The 18,949-nt window shown below is 49.5% G+C and carries 15 protein-coding genes; 2 read left to right on the top strand and 13 right to left on the bottom strand.

Features of this window, described 5'->3' with window-relative positions; genetic code table 11:
* From lepB to L6H65_RS21825, 4 genes are all read right to left on the bottom strand, one after another.
* The gene (gene lepB / locus L6H65_RS21840; RefSeq protein WP_236344912.1) at positions 1-681 is read right to left on the bottom strand and encodes a signal peptidase I; all 681 of its coding nucleotides are present in this window, start codon (positions 679-681) and stop codon (positions 1-3) included.
* Between the two features lie 6 nt (positions 682-687).
* The gene (locus L6H65_RS21835) at positions 688-1,239 is read right to left on the bottom strand and encodes a DUF402 domain-containing protein (RefSeq protein WP_236344911.1); all 552 of its coding nucleotides are present in this window, start codon (positions 1,237-1,239) and stop codon (positions 688-690) included.
* Between the two features lie 132 nt (positions 1,240-1,371).
* Positions 1,372-1,794: a GNAT family N-acetyltransferase gene (locus tag L6H65_RS21830; protein ID WP_236344910.1), complete on the bottom strand. Its 423-nt coding sequence runs from the start codon at positions 1,792-1,794 to the stop codon at positions 1,372-1,374.
* A gap of 258 nt (positions 1,795-2,052) precedes the next feature.
* On the bottom strand, positions 2,053-2,457 hold the full coding sequence (locus L6H65_RS21825; RefSeq protein WP_236344909.1) for a DUF2188 domain-containing protein: 405 nt from the start codon (positions 2,455-2,457) through the stop codon (positions 2,053-2,055).
* 413 nt (positions 2,458-2,870) lie between these two features.
* Between L6H65_RS21825 and L6H65_RS21820 the strand changes: the two genes are divergently transcribed.
* On the top strand, positions 2,871-3,482 hold the full coding sequence (locus L6H65_RS21820) for a superoxide dismutase (RefSeq protein ID WP_236344908.1): 612 nt from the start codon (positions 2,871-2,873) through the stop codon (positions 3,480-3,482).
* Positions 3,483-3,665: 183 nt separating this feature from the next.
* Here L6H65_RS21820 and L6H65_RS21815 read toward each other — a convergent pair whose 3' ends face one another.
* From L6H65_RS21815 to L6H65_RS21780, 8 genes are all read right to left on the bottom strand, one after another.
* Entirely contained in the window at positions 3,666-4,187 is a 522-nt protein-coding gene (locus tag L6H65_RS21815; protein WP_236344907.1) for a phage tail protein, read from the bottom strand.
* Between the two features lie 17 nt (positions 4,188-4,204).
* Positions 4,205-4,708, bottom strand: a complete 504-nt coding sequence (locus tag L6H65_RS21810; RefSeq protein WP_236344905.1) for a phage tail protein — start codon at positions 4,706-4,708, stop codon at positions 4,205-4,207.
* Between the two features lie 23 nt (positions 4,709-4,731).
* The gene (locus L6H65_RS21805) at positions 4,732-5,241 is read right to left on the bottom strand and encodes a phage tail protein (protein ID WP_236344904.1); all 510 of its coding nucleotides are present in this window, start codon (positions 5,239-5,241) and stop codon (positions 4,732-4,734) included.
* A gap of 48 nt (positions 5,242-5,289) precedes the next feature.
* Positions 5,290-5,595 (bottom strand): DUF6916 family protein, encoded by a 306-nt coding sequence (locus tag L6H65_RS21800; protein ID WP_236344903.1) that lies wholly within the window; start codon positions 5,593-5,595, stop codon positions 5,290-5,292.
* Between the two features lies 1 nt (position 5,596).
* Positions 5,597-6,094: a GNAT family N-acetyltransferase gene (locus L6H65_RS21795; protein WP_236344902.1), complete on the bottom strand. Its 498-nt coding sequence runs from the start codon at positions 6,092-6,094 to the stop codon at positions 5,597-5,599.
* A 158-nt stretch (positions 6,095-6,252) separates the two neighbouring features.
* Positions 6,253-13,539, bottom strand: coding sequence for a cadherin domain-containing protein (locus L6H65_RS21790; protein WP_236344901.1), 7,287 nt, complete (start codon positions 13,537-13,539; stop codon positions 6,253-6,255).
* Between the two features lie 386 nt (positions 13,540-13,925).
* Positions 13,926-14,477 carry a guanylate kinase gene (locus L6H65_RS21785; protein ID WP_236344900.1) on the bottom strand — a complete coding sequence of 184 codons (552 nt, stop codon included), beginning with the start codon at positions 14,475-14,477 and terminating at the stop codon, positions 13,926-13,928.
* A 135-nt stretch (positions 14,478-14,612) separates the two neighbouring features.
* Complete coding sequence (locus L6H65_RS21780) at positions 14,613-17,180, bottom strand: putative bifunctional diguanylate cyclase/phosphodiesterase (protein ID WP_236344899.1); 2,568 nt, start codon at positions 17,178-17,180, stop codon at positions 14,613-14,615.
* Here L6H65_RS21780 and L6H65_RS21775 point away from each other — a divergent pair.
* The gene (locus L6H65_RS21775; RefSeq protein WP_236344897.1) at positions 17,179-17,361 is read left to right on the top strand and encodes a hypothetical protein; all 183 of its coding nucleotides are present in this window, start codon (positions 17,179-17,181) and stop codon (positions 17,359-17,361) included. The genes L6H65_RS21780 and L6H65_RS21775 overlap by 2 nt on opposite strands.
* A gap of 187 nt (positions 17,362-17,548) precedes the next feature.
* Here the strand turns inward: L6H65_RS21775 and L6H65_RS21770 are convergent, their stop codons facing one another.
* The gene (locus tag L6H65_RS21770) at positions 17,549-18,457 is read right to left on the bottom strand and encodes an ATP-grasp domain-containing protein (protein WP_236344895.1); all 909 of its coding nucleotides are present in this window, start codon (positions 18,455-18,457) and stop codon (positions 17,549-17,551) included.
* Positions 18,458-18,949: the final 492 nt, after the last annotated feature.

Genomic DNA, 18,949 nt, shown 5'->3' with positions numbered 1-18,949 from the left:
TTACAATGCGTTCATTTTGGTAATGGGCCATAGAATGAAATCTGCGCGGCCCTTGATCAATTCACGCGAAACGGGACCGAATTCACGGCTGTCCTTGCTTCCGTTCGCATGACGATTATCCCCCATAACATAATACTTGTCGGCATCGATTTTAATTGGTCCGTAGTCCATATCATCAATTTCCGAATCGGTGTAAGCCTCGATAACGAGCTCTCCATTGCGATAAAGCTGCCTCTCCCGAATCTCAATCGTATCGCCTGGTATTCCGATGATCCGCTTAACCAGTAACTTCTTCTTCTCTGGACCATTCTCCGACGGGTCTTCCAAAATAATAACATCGCCACGCTCCGGCGATCCGAAGCGGTAGGGTAATTTGTTCACGAACAGCCATTCCTTCTCCAGAAGTGTAGGCTCCATGGAATGTCCTTCCACCGTGGATAAATTAAATACGAAATAATGAACCAGCAGAACAATAGTGACGGCAATAACCAGCGTGCGACCCCAATCCCACAGCTCTGCCGCCCACTTAGGCATTGGCTTGCCCGGCTTCTTGTCCTTCTCCCGCTTGCGAGGCTTGTCCGGCTTGCTTACTTTCGGCGGCTTGTTGTCAGCTCCCGAACGTTTGCGGGGACCGATTGAAGCAGGCTCAGCTTCATTAAGCGAATCCGATAATTTCGTCATCCTGTGCTACACCTCGCCCATTTGTTTGTGCCATGCCTCATAATATGCGATTACTTCGTCATCATGAAACGGCTCACTTCTCTTCTCAATCCGCTTGCTCAGCGCTTGAAGACCGCTCATAACCTTCCTGTCCACAACCGCCGAATAATGATAAGCGGCCTTGTGCAGCTCATACTCCTCGCGATCAACCACTTGAGCGGCGCCGCCATGAGGCAGAATAACGTCCAGATCATAATCGATATACGTCAGTATCCCCTGCTGATAGAATAGAGGCGATGCAATATTGCAGTAGTACCGGACGCCAGTATTCTCCAGCAGAGCAACGACATTAAACCATTCCCCCGGAATAAAGAAAGAAACCGCCGGAACCCGGCTAATCCACTGCTTGCCGTCGGCCTCCTGAATCGGTGTCTGCCGATTGATGAGCACGATCATGGATTCGGCTGCATGCTGAGGCCGAAGCCGTTCATTCGGAACCTGCCAATTCTCAAGCCACATGCGATGCAGACGACCATTATGCTTGAAGCTCTTAATAAGACAATGACGGTAAATTTCCATATCGTTGTTGTGCTCCCACAGAAGTTCTTACTATAAGAAAAGCATATCTGCACGCCAAAATCAATGGCATACAAATATGCTTCTCTCTTTTTATCTTATGCTCTTAAAGCGATTTCAAGCCCCGTACCGCAGTTAGCCTGCAACAATACTCAGCTTCTGGAACGAACGAAAGAAATCCGTAGCTGCATATCCAAGCGATTCGTACATTTTCAGAATCGGCTCGTTATGCTCGTCCGCAGTAATCATGATTTTCTGTACATTCCGCTGCTCAAACCGCTGACGCAGAGAACGGATCAACAGCTTGCCAATACCTTGACGCTGATATTCCGGCAGAACAGCTATGCGATAATAGTATCCTTTGTTGTTATCTATGGTGCCAATAATCATACCGACAATCTCACCTTCAATAGAAGCGACAAGCACAAGCTCACTGTCCCATGACAGCTGCCGGGCAAACGCCTCAATTGTCAGCTCATAGCATTCTTCCGACAAAACCGTTTCAAGTAATTGAGTAACAGGCCGGTAATCGGACAACTGGAAAGTACGAACGTCCATGATTCAAACCCCTCTACGTGCAGTCTCGAAAAATTTAGGCAAAATTAATAATACGACAAAATCATCCGAATTCCTTCTAATTTCTTTAAAAAACCTTAAAAAAATAAAGAAATAGCCGTTTTTCTTTTGAAAACGCTATCAATTAAGCGCTTACATTGAAATTCGACTTTTCATTCCCATGAAATAGAAAAAAAGTCCCGCTTCATAATCGAATATCGGGACCATTCGAGTCTATTGTTAATTTGCACGCATTGACATTTAGCGATAATTGTAGGAGGTTTCCACTCGCCCGTCTTTGCGATGAACAATTACAATGCCGTTATCGTCTGAAGCCATCTCCTTCGCTTTGGCCAAAGTCTCTTCTTTCGTATGAAACACCGCATCTGTAATGTTTGACCCTTCGAGCTTGATCGCCCAGCCTCCCTCATGCGGTACGACATGTCGAATACTGTGAGTTGGCGGTGAGACCGCGTCCTGACCGTCTTTCGAATGATCGGGATGCGCTTCATTCCACTCCTTCGCTTGTGCGGTTGCTATAGCGATTGCCCGTCCTTCCTCATACCCTTCCTCTTGCAAAGCATTTGCGATTTCAATCGCCTTATTGCGCACGCGCGGCTCAAAGTTTTTGAGTGACTCGGGGTAATTCCGGCTGTTCCATGGCATATTCATCCCTCCCAACATTTTGGCTAGGCTGTGGTTTGCCAGGCTCCATTCTTCTGTGAACATAAACACTCCTTTGTTGAGCTTATGCTCACAGCCAAGACACCAAGACATAATTTATAGTATCTTTTTACCCTATTCAGAGCCAATCCAATCCGAACGGGCATGCTCACATATTTCCATGTTTCAATAAATGCGCAGAGCGGTTAATTGTAATTGTCCTTTTTTGGAGAAGCTATAGAGGATCTTTAGAGGGGTATAAAACGAATGGTTAAGGTAATTCTATTCGAGTATTCGATGTCAAATCAACATAGCTATGGATCACAGACTTTCTAAACATTTATGTTGATTTATTATCCTTAATCAGAGATAATGAGTAGTGAAAATGATACATAAAACAGGAGGTTTTATTAAACATGGCACACCAACTACCTGCTTTATCTTACGCGAACAATGCACTTGAGCCGCATATTGACGAAACGACGATGATGATCCACCATGACCGTCACCATAACGCTTATGTAACGAACCTCAACGCTGCGCTGGAGTCCGCTCCTGAGCTGCAAGGCAAATCCATTGAGGATCTCATTGCTGATCTGAACAGTGTTCCTGAAGCGATCCGCACTGCAGTACGCAACAACGGCGGCGGTCACGCCAACCACTCCTTATTCTGGGAAACGATTGGTCCTAACGCTGGCGGCGCTCCTGCTGGCGCACTGGCAGCAGCAATCGACAGTGAGCTTGGCGGCTTCGACAAGTTCAAAGAGGATTTCGCTAAAGCGGCTGCTACTCGCTTCGGCAGCGGCTGGGCATGGCTTGCGCTTGGCAAGGACGGTCAGCTGAAAGTTTACAGCCTTCCGAACCAAGACAGCCCAATCATGGAAGGCGATACGCCGCTCCTTGGTCTGGATGTATGGGAGCACGCATACTACCTGAACTATCAGAACAAACGCCCTGATTACATCGCCGCGTTCTGGAACGTTGTGAACTGGTCTGAAGTAGGCAAGCGTTACGAAGCTGCGAAGTAATACTTGCAACCAGCGTACTTAAAGCACCTCTTAGAATAGACATTGGACAATCTTGTCCGATGGAATTCTGTGGGGTGTCTTTTTATTAAAGTTGCAAAAACGACAAAAACTGACGCCGGTTCAACACCGGCGCCAGTTTTCTTTTCTTAATATCATTGCTGTTTTATCTTAATCAACGCTTTATTACGGCTTTGGCGGGTATACACCCTGCAGTGCAATTATAAAATTCATGGCCACAAAAGGCTGCATGTTGTTATGAGGCTGACTGCCTCCTGTAAGATTTAGCGCCAGGGGACTCATCGCTACATTCGGAGTAGCGCTATAGATCGCCTGCCCCCTGTTTGCCGTCGAGCTGGCCCATATAGCTCCTGCCGGATCTGCCTGCGTCGGCGTTGTCTGGGCATTGACGCTATGCGTATGATAAGGAAGCTCGGTCGTTATCAGCGTCACCGCCTGGGAGCCTCCACTCTCTCCTAGCGTTCGGGGAGTCAATCCTGCTCCGCTTCCCTGATGGATTGGAGCAGCTCCCATGAAGTTCGGCAAAGCAAACGTAGTCTTCCCATCGCCGCCATAGGTCGTGCCAAGGATAGAGAAGAGCACCGAATTCTGCTGAATACTTACTAGACTTCCATCACACAGCGCCCAATCCCTAGGCGCGAAATTCCCTGCAAAAACTCGTATCTCACCAACATACGGATCTGCCATAATAACCCTCCTCTGGATTAACCTCTGCTCGGGAAAATGCCCGCCAGCGCTATACAATAATTCAATGCTGTGTACGGCTGCATATTGTTATGAGCCTGGCTTCCGCCGCTTATTCCAATAGAATTGGGACTCATAACAGCATCAGCCGTGGTGTCATATATATTAGTGTTGGTGCTGTTCGTCCCCCAAGTGAAATCCGTAGGCTTGGATGAAGTAGCGGGGTCCATGCTTCCAAACACCTGATGCGTATGCATCGGCATTTCGTTTATCGTCAACGTATGAGTGCTTTCCCCGGCTGATGTACCATATGGAATGGTGCTGCTTCTATGGATAGGGACCCTTCCCTGCAAATTCGGAAGTGCGAAGGTGGTGCGTCCATCTCCTCCATATGTATTTCCAAGAAGAGAGAACAGCGCTTGATTCTGTTGAATCGAAAGCAGCTGTCCGTTGCAGAATGCCCAGCCCCGAGGGGCAAAATTAAATGAAAAAGATCTGATCTCGGCCAAAAACGGCTCCGCCATAATGAAACCTCCTTATTTTTTCTTTAGCCCTGGGATGGGAAGATTCCTTGCAGTGCGATAATGAATGAAACCGTTAAGAATGGCATCATGTTGTCATGCGGCTGGCTGCCCCCGGCATTGCCAATACTTTGGGGGTTCATTGCTGTGTTAGGTGCAGTAGCGGCATATGGAGTAACATTCACAACAGTGGTTGCTGACCATACAGCGTTCGCTGGATTCGCGTTTGTACCCTCGACATTTGAAGCATTCGGTATATGAGTATGCGCAGGCATCTGGGTAGAAAGGAGTGTCACACTTTCCGTGCCGCTTTTTGCCCCTATGGGATAGCTTGAGTTCATATGAATCGGAAGTCGTCCCTGAAGATCAGGTAACGCAAAGGTCGTCCGTCCATCTCCTCCGTAGGTCGTTCCGATCAGTGTATATAAAACCTCATTTTGACTAATGCTCAGCAATTGGCCATTGCACATCGCCCAGCCCACAGGAGCATAGTTTCCCGTAAACATCCGAATTTCACCTACATACATATCACTCATGCCGCTTCCCCTTTCGAAAATAATGAGATTGCCAACAATTAATCCTATTTAGCCTCCATTTGATGGAGCACGCAGCAGGCTGAAAACCGCTTCATAAAGATAGCTGTCCGCTTCTTTGCCAACAGGAACGAGCAGCCATTCGACGATCCCAAGGCGCTCCTCCTGCAGTGTATACACGCCCTGCGGCATTGGAAGGTCCACTGATCCTCTGAAGAGAAGCGCAAACTGCTCAAAGCTTGCATTGGAGCCTCTGTCCATAACCTCGTCCAGCGTTAGCGTCAGAGCATCGTAAGACGCATTGCACACTTGAAACCGACCTCCCGTCACGCTATTGGCAAGGGAAAGCGAGAACATATTATTCACCTCCTTCAGCGTAATATGACTGACTGTCAGGCAGCTTCCACTCCATGGATAGATAGGGAGGCTGTTCGCCTGTAACCTGGAAGCCCATACGGTCATAAAGGCGCTTCGCGCGATTATGCTGCAGGACGTGGAGCCTGAGGTTCAGTCCCAATGCTGCGGCATGCTGCTGGAGACCGGTTATGATCTCTGTGCCGATGCCCTGATTGCGACAATCAGGCAGCAGCGTCACATCAACAAGCACAACCGCATGCTCCGTGACAGCGGTGGTAAGCTGGCCTGCCCGCCTCTGTTCGAACATTACAATTTCTTGCCGAAGTTCAGAATACTGAAACCGATAGGAACGCCGTTGCGCGTCGAATTGCATGCGGAGAAATGCTTGCTCCTGCTCCTCCTGCCAGTTCAGCACACTCAGTTCCTCGCGTCTTGTCTCGGCATAAAGCTCGTACAGAAAGAGCTCGTCATCCGAAGACGCTTGTTCAAATTGAAGCATTCTTGTTCCCTCATTCATGTCTTTTCAACGGACTAATCTATCATACGAAAGTCCTGATTTCAGTTTGCTAGAAAAGTCGAAAATTGTCAATGACTGCATTGCGCTAGCGGATACAGAAATCGGGAAGTTCATAGGAACTTCCCGATTCTGGCCGATTTTTAAATCAAGTCTGCAGCTACCAGCATTCTCTTGACCATTGCCGCTGTCTCTGCTCTCGTTATGTTGCTCTTCGGACGAACCGTACCGTCGCTTCCCTGAACAATGCCAAGCTGGCTGGAAATCGCCGCGGAAGGTCTTGCCCAATCCGAGAACATCGTCTTGTCATCATATACACTCAGTTGAGCTGCAATCTGATCTTCGGTCAATTCAACATGGGTACCTGCAAGCTTCAATGCCCGCTGAATGATCGCCATCGCTTCTTGACGTGAAATGAGCTTGCTTGGTCCAAACTCCGAGTCGCTGTAGCCCTTAATCAATCCGTATTCCTGCCCAATCGCCACCGCTGTATAGAACCAGTCGTCGGCAGCTACATCAGTGAATGCGATTGACTTATTCGCATCACGGAGCCCGAGGGCACGCACAATTACTGCCGCAAACTCTGCTCGGGTAATCGCGAGATCGGGAGCAAATCGCTTGTCATCCACTCCGTTGATGACGAGTCTTGCACCCATTTCGTTCACAACCTCCTTGGACCAGTGCTTCTCCAGGTCAGCAAACGATTTCTCGTTGTAGATAACGGAATACACGTTATTCGTCAAGCTGTTGATAACGGCATAATACTTGCCGTCCTTCTGTATCACTTTAGTAGGCACGTGAACCAAGGTTCCGTCCGGCTTCGTTGTAACGCCTGTCGTTATTTTCCGGAAATCAACACCATCGGGAATTGCAATCGTTCTCTCTACATAAGCGTCGAATTGGTTGATCTCCACCGTCTTGCCGTTATAGCTGGCGAATACTTTGAACGCTACTGCTGGGGCAACAATCGCCACATTGCCGCTGCCCAGTTTCTGAAATGCTGCTGAAGTATCTTCCTGCGACAGTCTAGTCATCTCCACTTTCACTTCAATATCAGCCAGCTTCGCATTATCCAACTGCGAGGACAATGCGCTCAAGTCGATGAGTGCTGTTGGAAGGCTGTATGAAGCGATGTTCGTGTGCATCTGCAGCCTAGCTTGCTTGTCACCCATGCTCTTGACCATCTGGCCGTTCAGCACGCTGACAACACGCTCGCCCTCTTGCATGGAAGATGTCGTTATAATTGAGATATTTCCTTCTTTATCCAGAATGTCGTTCAATTGCTTCTCATCAATCGTTATCGTACTAATTTTTTTACCATCAGAGCCTTTCGTTGTTTGGGTAGTACCCAGTCCCTCCTGGACGTTGCCGTTAATGGTAATGATTATTGAACCCTCAGTCGGTGTAACCGGCACATACACACCGCCGGAGACGACTTTCAGAACGATGCTCAATGAGGCTGCCTCATCGGAATACAATTCTCCGTCGTTGCCGTTCCATTCCAGCTTTATCGTGCCGCCCCAGCCGCTTTGCGGAACATAAACAAGCTTGTTGATATCTGCAAGATCAATCTCCTGACCCACTTTAACTGCCACATCATTCAGCTTGAGCATTCCATGCTCAGGAAGGCTGACGAGCTTGATCTTCTGCAGCTCGCTGCCATCCTCACTGCTGTACCCAAAGTCAGCAAGAGACAGCTGAATACGCTGGTTGTCCTGACCGCTCTTATTGATATTCGCCAGCTTCGGCAGCGACTTGTAAATAATCGTATCCGTTATAGCCGGGCTGATGTTCCCCATCGCATCCTTCAACTGCATGTATACGGTCTTGACGCCCTTGCCGTTCGTCAGCGTCCATTCCTTGGTCAAAGGCGCGTTCTCCCAACTGCTCCACGTCACACCATCATTGGAGAACCGCGCTTGAATGCCGCCTACTCCGGTTCCGTCACCGGAGGTCACCGCAAGATTAACCTTCTTATGCTTCGTATTCGCATCGCCATCGTTAATGATTAATGTGCCGGTTGGAGCGGTCTCATCCAGCATGATGTCGTCCTCATACGTTGCGCTGGACAAATGCGCGTCATCGCGCAGCTGCATGTATACGGTTTTGCTGCCATCCGGCGCAGCTAGCGTCCATGCCTTCTGGGCCGCATAAGCTTCCCAAGCGCTCCATACCGTTCCATCGTTGGAGAAGCGCATCTCCAGAGAGTCGCCATCCGGGTCGGCAGCAGTCACGTCCAGCACAACCTCGCTAGAAGCCGTATTGACTGCAGAATCGTTAATAACGACAGAACCCGTAGGGGCTTCATTGACATCATCCACTGTAATGACAAGCACTTTCTGATACGTATGATTAGCAGAATCCTCTACCTGAATACGAATGCTGTAGCTTGCCTTTGTTTCGAAATTGAATGCATCATTCGTCTGCAGCGTATCGCCGGAAATGCTGAAGCTGGCATTGTCGGCGCTTCCGATTCCGCTAACCAGACTGTAGGTGAATGTTTCGCCTGCATCGATATCCGCCGCGCTGATTGTGCCGACCGCCGTCCCTGCCGGAAGATTCTCCGCCACGCTCGCGTTTGTCAGGCTAATATCTGTCGGCGCATCGTTGCCGTCAGTGACTGTGATAGCAAACTCCTTCTCGAAGCTGAATGCCGGCGTTCCGCTATCCGTCACTCGGATACGAATGCTATAAGCATTTTTGGACTCATAATCAAAGGTTTCATTCGTTAGCAGATTGCCTCCGGCGATCGTGAAGCTGGCATTGTCTGTATCACCCGCGCCACTCACCAAAGTGTACGTAAACGTATCGCTGCCGTTCGAGTCAACCGTGCTGAACGCCCCCACCGTTGTACCGCTGGCTTCATTCTCCGCTATGCTTGCGGAGGATATTGAGATGTCAGTCGGAGCGTCATTTCCGTCGACGACTGTTATTGCGAACACTTTCTCAAAGCTCAGTCCATCGCCGTCTGCCACCCGTACCCGGATGCTGTATGAGTTCTTCGTTTCGTAATCAAGCGCTATGCCCGTCTTCAGCTCGTTGCTCGTTATGGAGAAGCTGGCATTGTCCGTGCTGCCCGCGCCTGCTACCAAGGTGTAGGTGAATGTATCTCCCGCATCTTCGTCCGTGGCGCTCCATGTTCCCACGGTCGTGCCGATTGGCGCATTCTCCGACACACTGTCATTCGACAGATCGATATCCGTCGGCGCTTCATTCACATTCGTCACCGAGATCGTAAACTCTTTATCAAATGTATTGTTGGCCGAGTCTGTTACTCTCACACGAATGCTGTAGCTGGATTTCGTCTCAAAATCGAGCGTTGTGCCCGTCACCAAATTGCTGCCAGAAATCGTGAAGCTCGCATTGTCCGTGTCGCCCGTTCCGGCAACGAGGCTATACGTGAATATCTCCCCAGCATCCTGGTCTGTCGCGCTCAGCGCCCCCACCGTTGTGCCGCTCGCCGTATCCTCGGACAGGCTTGCATTGGACAACGCAATATCGGTTGGCGTCTCATTCACATTCACGACAGTTATCGTAAACGGCTTCTCGAACGTATTGTTCGCCGAATCCGTCACCCGCACGCGGATGCTGTAGCTCGACTTGGATTCATAATTCAAAGCCGCATTCGTCTCTAGCGTATTGCCGTCAATCTGGAAGCTAGCATTGTCCGTACTGCCGGCCCCGCTTACCAAGCTGTAGGTGAATGTTTCGCCTGCATCGATATCGGCCGAAGTGAACGTGCCGACTGCCGTGCTGCTGGCTACGTTCTCATTCACAGTCGAATTCGACAGCGTAATATCGGTTGGCGCGTCATTGCCATCGAGAATTGTAATCGTAAATTGCTTCTCCACGATCAGTCCGCCATTATCCGTTGCTCTGACACGGATGCTGTAGGAATTCGTCGACTCATAGTCGAAGATCGCATTCGTCTGCAGCGTCCCGCCTGAGATCTGGAAGCTAGCATTGTTCGTGTCGCCCGCACCGGTCACCAGACTGTAAGTGAACGTATCGCCGGTATTCGAGTCGACCGTGCTCAACGTTCCCACCGTTGTACCGCTGACCATATTCTCCGCAACACTTGAAGCGGAAAGTAAGATGTCTGTCGGTACATCGTTGCCGTCGATAACTGCTATTGCGAACACTTTCTCAAAGCTCAGTCCATCGTCGTCTGTCACCCGTACCCGGATGCTGTATGAGGTCTTCGTTTCGTAATCAAGCGCTATGCCCGTCTTCAGCTCGTTGCCCGTTATGGAGAAGCTGGCATTGTCCGTGCTGCCCGCGCCTGCTACCAGGCTGTAGGTAAATGTATCTCCCGCATCTTCGTCCGTGGCGCTCCACGTTCCCACGGTCGTACCGATTGGCGCATTCTCCGACACACTGTCATTCGACAGGTCGATATCCGTCGGCGCTTCATTCACATTCGTCACCGAGATCGTAAACTCTTTATCAAATGTATTGCTGGCCGAGTCTGTTACTCTCACACGAATGCTGTAGCTCGGTTGTGTCTCAAAATCAAGCGTTGTGCTCGTCACCAAATCACTGCCAGAAATCGTGAAGCTCGCATTGTCCGTGTCGCCCGTTCCGGCAACGAGGCTATACGCGAATGTCTCCCCGGCATCCTGGTCTGTCGCGCTCAGCGCCCCCACTGTTGTGCCGCTCGCCGTATCCTCGGACAGGCTTGTATTGGACAATGCAATATCAGTTGGCTTCTCGTTCACATCCACGACTGTTATCGTAAATGGCTTCTCGAACGTATTGTTCGCCGAATCCGTCACCCGCACGCGGATGCTGTAGCTCGACTTGGACTCAAAATTTAAAGCCGCATTCGTATCCGTCTTCAGCGTATTGCCGTCAATCTGGAAGCTGGCATTGTCTGTGCTGCCTATCCCGCTAACTAAGCTGTAGGTGAATGTTTCGCCTGCATCGATATCGGCTGAGGCCAGCGTGCCGACTGCCGTGCCGCCGGCTACGTCCTCATTCACAGTCGAATTCGACAGCGTAATATCGGTTGGCGCGTCATTGCCATTGAGAACTGTAATCGTAAATTGCTTCTCCACGCTCAGTCCGCCGTTATCCGTTGCTCTGACGCGAATGCTGTATGAGTTCTTCGTTTCGTAATCAATCGCTGTGCCCGTCTTCAACTCATTGCCCGTTATGGAGAAGCTGGCATTGTCTGTGCTGCCCGCGCCTGCTACCAGGGTGTAGGTGAATGTATCTGACACATCGTCATCCGTGGCGCTTAATGCTCCCACGGTCGTGCCGATTGACACATTCTCCAAAACGCTGTCATTCGACAGGTCGATATCCGTTGGCGTTTCATTCACATTCGTCACCGAGATCGTAAACTCTTTATCAAATGTATTGTTGGCCGAGTCTGTTACTCTCACACGAATGCTGTAGCTGGATTTCGTCTCAAAATCGAGCGTTGTGCTCGTCACCAAATCACTGCCGGAAATCGTGAAGCTCGCATTGTCCGTGTCGCCCGTTCCGGCAACGAGGCTATACGCGAATGTCTCCCCGGCATCCTGGTCTGTCGCGCTCAGCGCCCCCACTGTTGTGCCGCTCGCCGTATCCTCGGACAGGCTTGTATTGGACAATGCAATATCAGTCGGCGTCTCGTTCACATTCACGACTGTTATCGTAAACGGCTTCTCGAACGTATTGTTCGCCGAATCCGTCACCCGCACGCGGATGCTGTAGCTCGACTTGGACTCAAAATTTAAAGCCGCATTCGTATCCGTCTTCAGCGTATTGCCGTCAATCTGGAAGCTGGCATTGTCTGTGCTGCCTATCCCGCTAACTAAGCTGTAGGTAAATGTTTCGCCTGCATCGATATCGGCTGAAGTGAGCGTGCCGACTGCCGTGCCGCCGACTACGTTCTCATTCACAGTCGAATTCGACAGCGTAATATCGGTTGGCGTGTCATTGCCATTGAGAATTGTAATCGTAAATTGCTTCTCAAAGCTCAGTCCGCCGTTATCCGTTGCTCTCACGCGGATGCTGTAAGAGTTCTTCGTCTCATAGTCGAAGACCGTATTCGTCTGCAGCGTCCCGCTTGAGATCTGGAAGCTGGCATTATCCGTGTCGCCCGCACCGGCCACCAGACTGTATGTGAACGTATTCCCAACGTTTGGATCTGCAGCGGTAAGCGTGCCGACTGCCGTGCCGCTAACCATATTCTCCGCAACACTTGAAGCGGAAAGCGAGATGTTCGTCGGCGCATCATTGCCGTCTGTGACTGTAATTGCAAACACTTTCTCAAAGGCTAGCCCGCCGCTGTCTGCAGCCCGTACACGGACGCTGTAGGAGGTCTTCGTCTCGTAATCAAGCGCTATGCCCGTCTTCAGCTCATTGCCCGATATCGAGAAGCTTGCATTGTCTGTGCTGCCCGCACCTGCTACCAGAGTGTAGGTGAACGTATCTCCCGTATCCGGGTCTGTAGAACTCAGCGTGCCAACTGTTGTTCCGATGACTGCATTCTCCGAAACCGAGCCGCTGGAGAGCGCAATATCTGTTGGCGCTTCGTTCACATTCGTCACTGAGACCGTGAACTGCTTGTCATACGTATTGCTCGCTGAGTCTGTGACCCTTACACGAATGCTGTAAGACGATTTGGACTCATAATTGAAGCTGCTAGCTGTTCTCAGATCATTGCTGGAAATCGTAAATTGCGCATTGTCCGTGTCGCCCGTACCGGAAACCAGCTGGTAACTAAACGTCTCTCCGGCATCCGCGTCAGTCGTGCTCAGTGTTCCAGCCGACGTGCCCGGAGCTTGATTCTCAGCTACTTGACCAGGAGACAAGCTCATATTGGTCGGAGCGCTGTTCATTGATCCAGCAAAGATCAATTGCGGCTTGTAAGCCGCATTCTCGTCGGGATAGATGGAGAAATAGGATGTTTTTCCCGCATCTTGACGACCCGTCATCAAAAAAGTAACCTCCGACTTACCTAACGTTGTTATTTGATTCATCACATAATTCGTGACATCAAATTTCAGGCAGCCCAGAAGAACATTATTGATTGGCGCACAGTCTCCTGAAGTATCCAGATGCATCGTTTCGTTAACATCTGCAACCAAGATGTTCTTCACGGCGGCAGTCAGCAGGGGATCGTTGTTGTTCGCCGGAAAATTAGCTATGTTGTTGCTCAGCCCTTCGGGCCAGGCAATATTGTCAGACCCGTTAAGCGATACCCTGATGTCGTTATTAGGATGTGTTCCAATGTTAATATAAATATATGGCACGAAAACCTTTAACGTAACGGATGTGATCGAACCCGGAAGGCCGCTGTTCAAATCGTTGAAGCCAATTGCGGTCTTTTGGTTGCCCCCATCAAAATCGGGACCAATAACATTGATACCTACATTCGGCTTTCCCGGAATAATAGTCCCTGCATTTATGCCAGTTGGATAAACAAACGCATTATCCACAAAAACGTCTTTATAAGCAAATTTTGTAACCTCACCTCCAGATGCATAAACTGTTTGTCCTATCCCGATCGGTTGCAACAACGCGATCAATAATGAGCAAACAAGAAAAAACGATATCCTTTTGACCAAACTCCTCACCTCAACACTTTCCATTTATTTATAGGACCAAACTCACTCCTATTTAACAATACGAAACCTTCAATAATTTTATTTCGACATTAATTTACAGATCCCTTCCTCCCTACTGGCAGTTTTGTTCATTTTATGTATAAAAAATGTCTCTGGCCTCCAAACTGCAAAGAGCCGCCCCTACAGATCACAAGCGATCAGCGGGAGCAGCTCCTTTGGGATATATTAGATTATTGACTTGCAACGGACAGCAGCCGCTATAAATGCGATTGAATCGCAACGCGAATCTGCTCCAACGTGCGGGTTAACTCCACATTCTCGATCACATGCTCGCATTGCTTCCTATACACAACTTCTTCAGGATATTGCTCCAGGTAGCGTTCAACCACATCATAGGACATTCCCTTGCTCTCCAGGCGCTCTCTGACTGTGCCCTTATCGACGTATATAAACAATCGAATGACCTTGTCGCCGTACAGCTTCTTCAGCAAGGTTGCCGCTTCGCTGTTGAGTACCAGGTACACATGCCTGCCATCCTGCAGCGGCCTGTCAAGCTCATGGCTGAGAACGCCATAACGCTCTTTGCCAATCGTTGCGGTCTGCAAAAATTGTCCTTGCCCATCCAGCTCATTGAATTGATCTCTGGAAATGTAATGATAATCCTGATTCTTCACTCCTGTTGTGCGAGCCTTGCGTGTTGTGCAGGACAACACTGGCACGATGCCAAGCTCTGTTCCAATGCGATGAGCAATCGTTTTTCTGCCCGAGCCACTCGTCCCGGTAAATACGAATATATACGGTCCTGCCATACATAAACGCCCCCTTCAAATGCTCTGTTATCATGTGATCACTAGGAGTATGGAACCAATTCGACATACGACGGGGATTCTCCTGTTTATGGATGAAGCTTCGCTAAGAAACTTCTCCATCTGCCGTCGTGGATATCAGCCGATTGTATCTGACAGGTTGCCGTTCCGCAGCAGAGGCTCAATCTCCTCCACCGCTAAAGGCTTGCTGATCAAATAGCCTTGGACCTCGTCGCATTTGCGACTGCTTAAAAATGCCAGCTGCTCCTTCGTCTCCACGCCCTCGGCGACCACCTTCAGCCCAAGCCTCCGGCCTAGCGCGATAATCGTCTTCGTAATTGCCGTGTCCCGCACTCCATGGGGAACATCCTGTATGAATGACCGGTCTATCTTTAGCGCGTCAATCGGGAAGTGCTTGAGATAAGTAAAGGAAGAATAGCCCGTCCCAAAATCATCGATAGACAGGAATACGCCCAATTCCTTGAGCTGCCTCAGTTTGAGAATGACCTCCTCATCGCTCTTCATCACCATGCTCTCGGTCAATTCAAGCTCCAGCATATCCGGCGGCATCGCTGTTTCCTCAAGAATTCGCCGGATCAAGCTGACAAACTCATCCCGTCCAAACTGGACTACAGATATGTTCACCGATATTCGAAGCGGCGGCATCCCTTGCCTTTCCCACTCTTTATACTGATTGCAAGCAGCACGCAGCACCCACTCGCCGAGCGGAATGATGAGGCCTGTCTCCTCGGCTAGAGAAATGAATTCCTGCGGCATTCTAATCCTTCCGGCTCCCGGTTCCGGCGATATCCACCTGACCAATGCCTCCAACCCGACGATACGCTTGCTGGCCGTCTCCATCCGAGGCTGGTAATATAGCGACAGCTCATTCTCATCCAATGCCCTGCGCAGGTCATACATGAATTGAAGCCGTTCGAGCGTCCCTTCGTTCATGCTCGGATTGAAAAATTGATATTTATTCCTTCCATGACTCTTGGCATAGTACAGCGCTGTGTCCGCACGCTTAATCAGCTCCGCGCTTTCCTTGCCGTCATCGGGGAATATGCTAATGCCGATACTCGCTGATACGACGATCTGATGTCCACTAATTTCCATAGAAGCGCACAAGGCTTCAATAATTTTCTCAGCTGCTCTTCCTGCATGCTGCGGGTCCTCCAGGGATGGCACGAGCAGCAGGAACTCGTCCCCTCCCATTCGCGAGACGACAGCATTGCTGTCGATGCTCCCCTTAATTCGGCTAGCAATAATGCGAAGCAGTTGATCCCCCGCATCATGCCCCAGCGTATCATTAATGTGCTTGAAATGATCCAGATCGATGAACATGACCGCTGCTTTCAGCCGCTCTCTCTCCGCTTTTTCCAGAACAGTGAGCAGCTTCTGTTGAAATAATACGCGATTCGGCAAATCTGTCAGAGCATCGTAGAAAGCCATATACTCGATACGTTCTGTTTGCCGTCTGCTCTCCTCCATCGTTTGGTCGAATGCCTCAACCATTTTGTTGAAGGCTGTGCCTACATGATACAGCTCATCCTTGGTATCCAGCGCGACCCGAGCAGTTATATCGCCGCCAATAATTCGAAGAGCCGTACGCTTCAGTGCGATGACTACACGAATGACGGAATAGTAGAAGGCGACGAAAATATACAGCACCATTGCAATAGACAGTACAGACAGTCCGATAAACCACAGCTTGCGCTGCTGCAGCTCAGCGATTCGCTTCTCAAGTCCCGTGTAGAGCAGCGGCGATTCCAGATCGTACAAACGAAAGAGCTCTTCGATCGCATCGGTTCCTATCCGAAACAGCTCATTGGAAGTGATTGTAATCTGCTCATTATGAACGACCTCCCGCTCCAGCACTTCAAGAAACGAATTTGTTGTCGATAGAAACGATGTGATTCGGGGATTCAGCCTCTCCAGCTGCTTGTTTTCCCACTGCTTCCCGGGCAGCTCCATGCCTAGTTCATTCAAATGCGTGCGAATCATTCCCGAAAGCACAATCAGACGTGTTTTATCCTCTGCCGCTATGAACTTCACAGCCGCGCCCCCTGTGCCAATCCCCCTCACCTGACCCATCTGCTCAGAGATAGCAGGCAGCTTGCTGCTTATAGAGTCCATTATGTAGTACGTATCCTTGCCAGGATCGAGCTTCAAGCCAGATGTATCACGAACATGGCCGATAAGATAAAGCAAGTCCGTGATCATATCGGAATGCTTCTTGAAGCTGATGCGGCTCATCATCGATCGTTGGGAGTAATTGTCCGGGGCGTTGCCAGGATAATTTTCTTTTAATACAGCTCTCCATTGCTCCTTGATTCCAATCCAGCGATCTCCAATTTGAAGCTCGCCGCCGAGTTCTTCGTCCACTTGGTCAACCGACAACGTGATGTTCTCTATATCGCGCTCTGTTTGAGCAATTGGCCCGATGAAGGAGCGATCCCCATGCAAATAGGCATTAACCTCTCCACGGTGACGCTGCAGCTTCTCAAGTAATTGCCGTACTTGGTCGGTGTAGCGGATTCCTTGCATTTCCTTCCGGGCAAATGCGATCTCGCGGTTTATATCAGAGATTAGCAGCTGTACCGCAAACCCCACAGGAAGAAAGCAAAGAATACCGATCAACGCAAATTTTTGCAAATAATTCAGCCTGTTCATTAATCCCACCGCAGGAAAGAGAATACGGTTCATGATGCTATTGCCTCCTGTGAAGAAGTTGCGCGCGCATCAAGGAATTAAGAAAGCCCCGCAAGCACGAGCGGCCTACCAGTACAACGCCTCCGGCGTCTACCAGTTAAACCGCGGCTTGCAGGGGCTCCTTTCCAGTGCTGCTCACGCCATCTATCATCCAACTAAAAACCTATTTATATAGTTCTCTAATACTATAAATTATAAATAGTAAAGGACCATGCGTCAACTATTATGACATTTAATGTTACTGCGTTTTCGATGGTTTCACATTATTAATAGTTACACATTGTTGCAAGCCATTGAATTCATTAAGAGCGCCTTATCGCGGGGGGATGGGATTGATAATTGCATGAGCTGCTGATTAAGGATTAGGAATGGGCTGAGAAAAAACGTTTAAGCAGAGTATAGAAATTTTCAATATCTGCATGATCCGGCAAACCCGACACTTGTGCATCGCCAAGCTCAACGATAATCCAATCTCCGCTGTCTGTCTGTGCCAGATCCATGGTGAAAAACGGGCTATTGACTTGTTCAGCAACTTGATTGAACGCACTCAACTGGGGCGCAGTCTCATCATATTTCCCCTCATCCCAGTAATTCACCAGAAAAATGGGCTGCCCCTCGAAATAGAAAACACGATACTCCTTGGATAACGGCATCCCGCTTATCGAATGATCTGTTAAATGTGCAAGCTTAACATATGCTCTGAAAACAATTCCTTCATTCAACCCCGTGCCTTGAAGCTCCAGAAACTTCTCCAATACCCGCTGCACATGATTAAGATCTGACGCATCAGGCACAAAGCATGCCTCATGCCAGTGATGCTTTTGCGATTTAACAAAATCCTTGATCATTATCGGCGATTGACCGAAGCATTGCAGAGCTTGTTCCAGCTTAATAGAATCGTTAAGATCCTCCTCATGCAACCAGACTGTGCCAGGCGTATATTCCTTTATTACAGGATAAGATTCTGGAAGATGATGACAATTCCTGTAGGCGAGATTATCTGTTATCAACATAATATTGTTTCGCTTCAGGCACTCATAAAGAAGCTCGTAGTGCATTGGTTTCATCATCCAGCCTCTATATATTGCTCGCTCGACATTATCCGCCGCAGGAATTGATCGGATGGCACGCACCGGATTGCCTTCAATCAGCTCCTCCAAATTTATCAAATCCACTTTGAACCCCGCGTTTCTAGCACATTCATATTCTTCCCGGTAATCCGCATCAACCTCTCTTCGATTCATCGGGTCGCTGCAAAATAGAATCCTCATCGCTAACTTCTCCTTGGTTACGCTATAATGCCCCCCATTATATCATTAAACGGAAATTGGTTTGGTTTCAGTTTTCACTGCTCGCCCAACGATTCAAGCGATTCATAGCTTCGAAAAAATTCACACAAGTGGACCAGCTCTGTCTGCATACAATTAATCGGAGACATCTGCCTAACCATTACAGGTAAAGGAGAAACGTACATGTGGCATAACTGGTACACACCCGGCCAATCACCGGGAGGATATTTTTATACTTACCCGCCTTATGAAGGTGCATTCAACTACAGCTACGCTGGGTCACGGGGTATGGGACCTGGCGGCATGGGACCCGGTGGCATGGGGCCCGGTGGCATGGGGCCCGGTGGACCGGGGGGGATGTTCCCGTTTCCACCTGGTCCTGGTCCTGGCCCCGGCCCAGGCCCGGGGCCATTCCCACCGCCTTTCCCACCACCTTTCCCGCCGCCTTTCCCACCACCATTCCCGCCACCTTTC

Origin of the sequence: Paenibacillus plantiphilus, assembly GCF_927798095.1 — a bacterium.
Lineage (GTDB): Bacteria > Bacillota > Bacilli > Paenibacillales > Paenibacillaceae > Paenibacillus_Z > Paenibacillus_Z plantiphilus.
The sequence above is the reverse complement of the archived record's forward strand: the minus strand, read 5'-3'. Positions and strand labels throughout refer to the sequence as shown.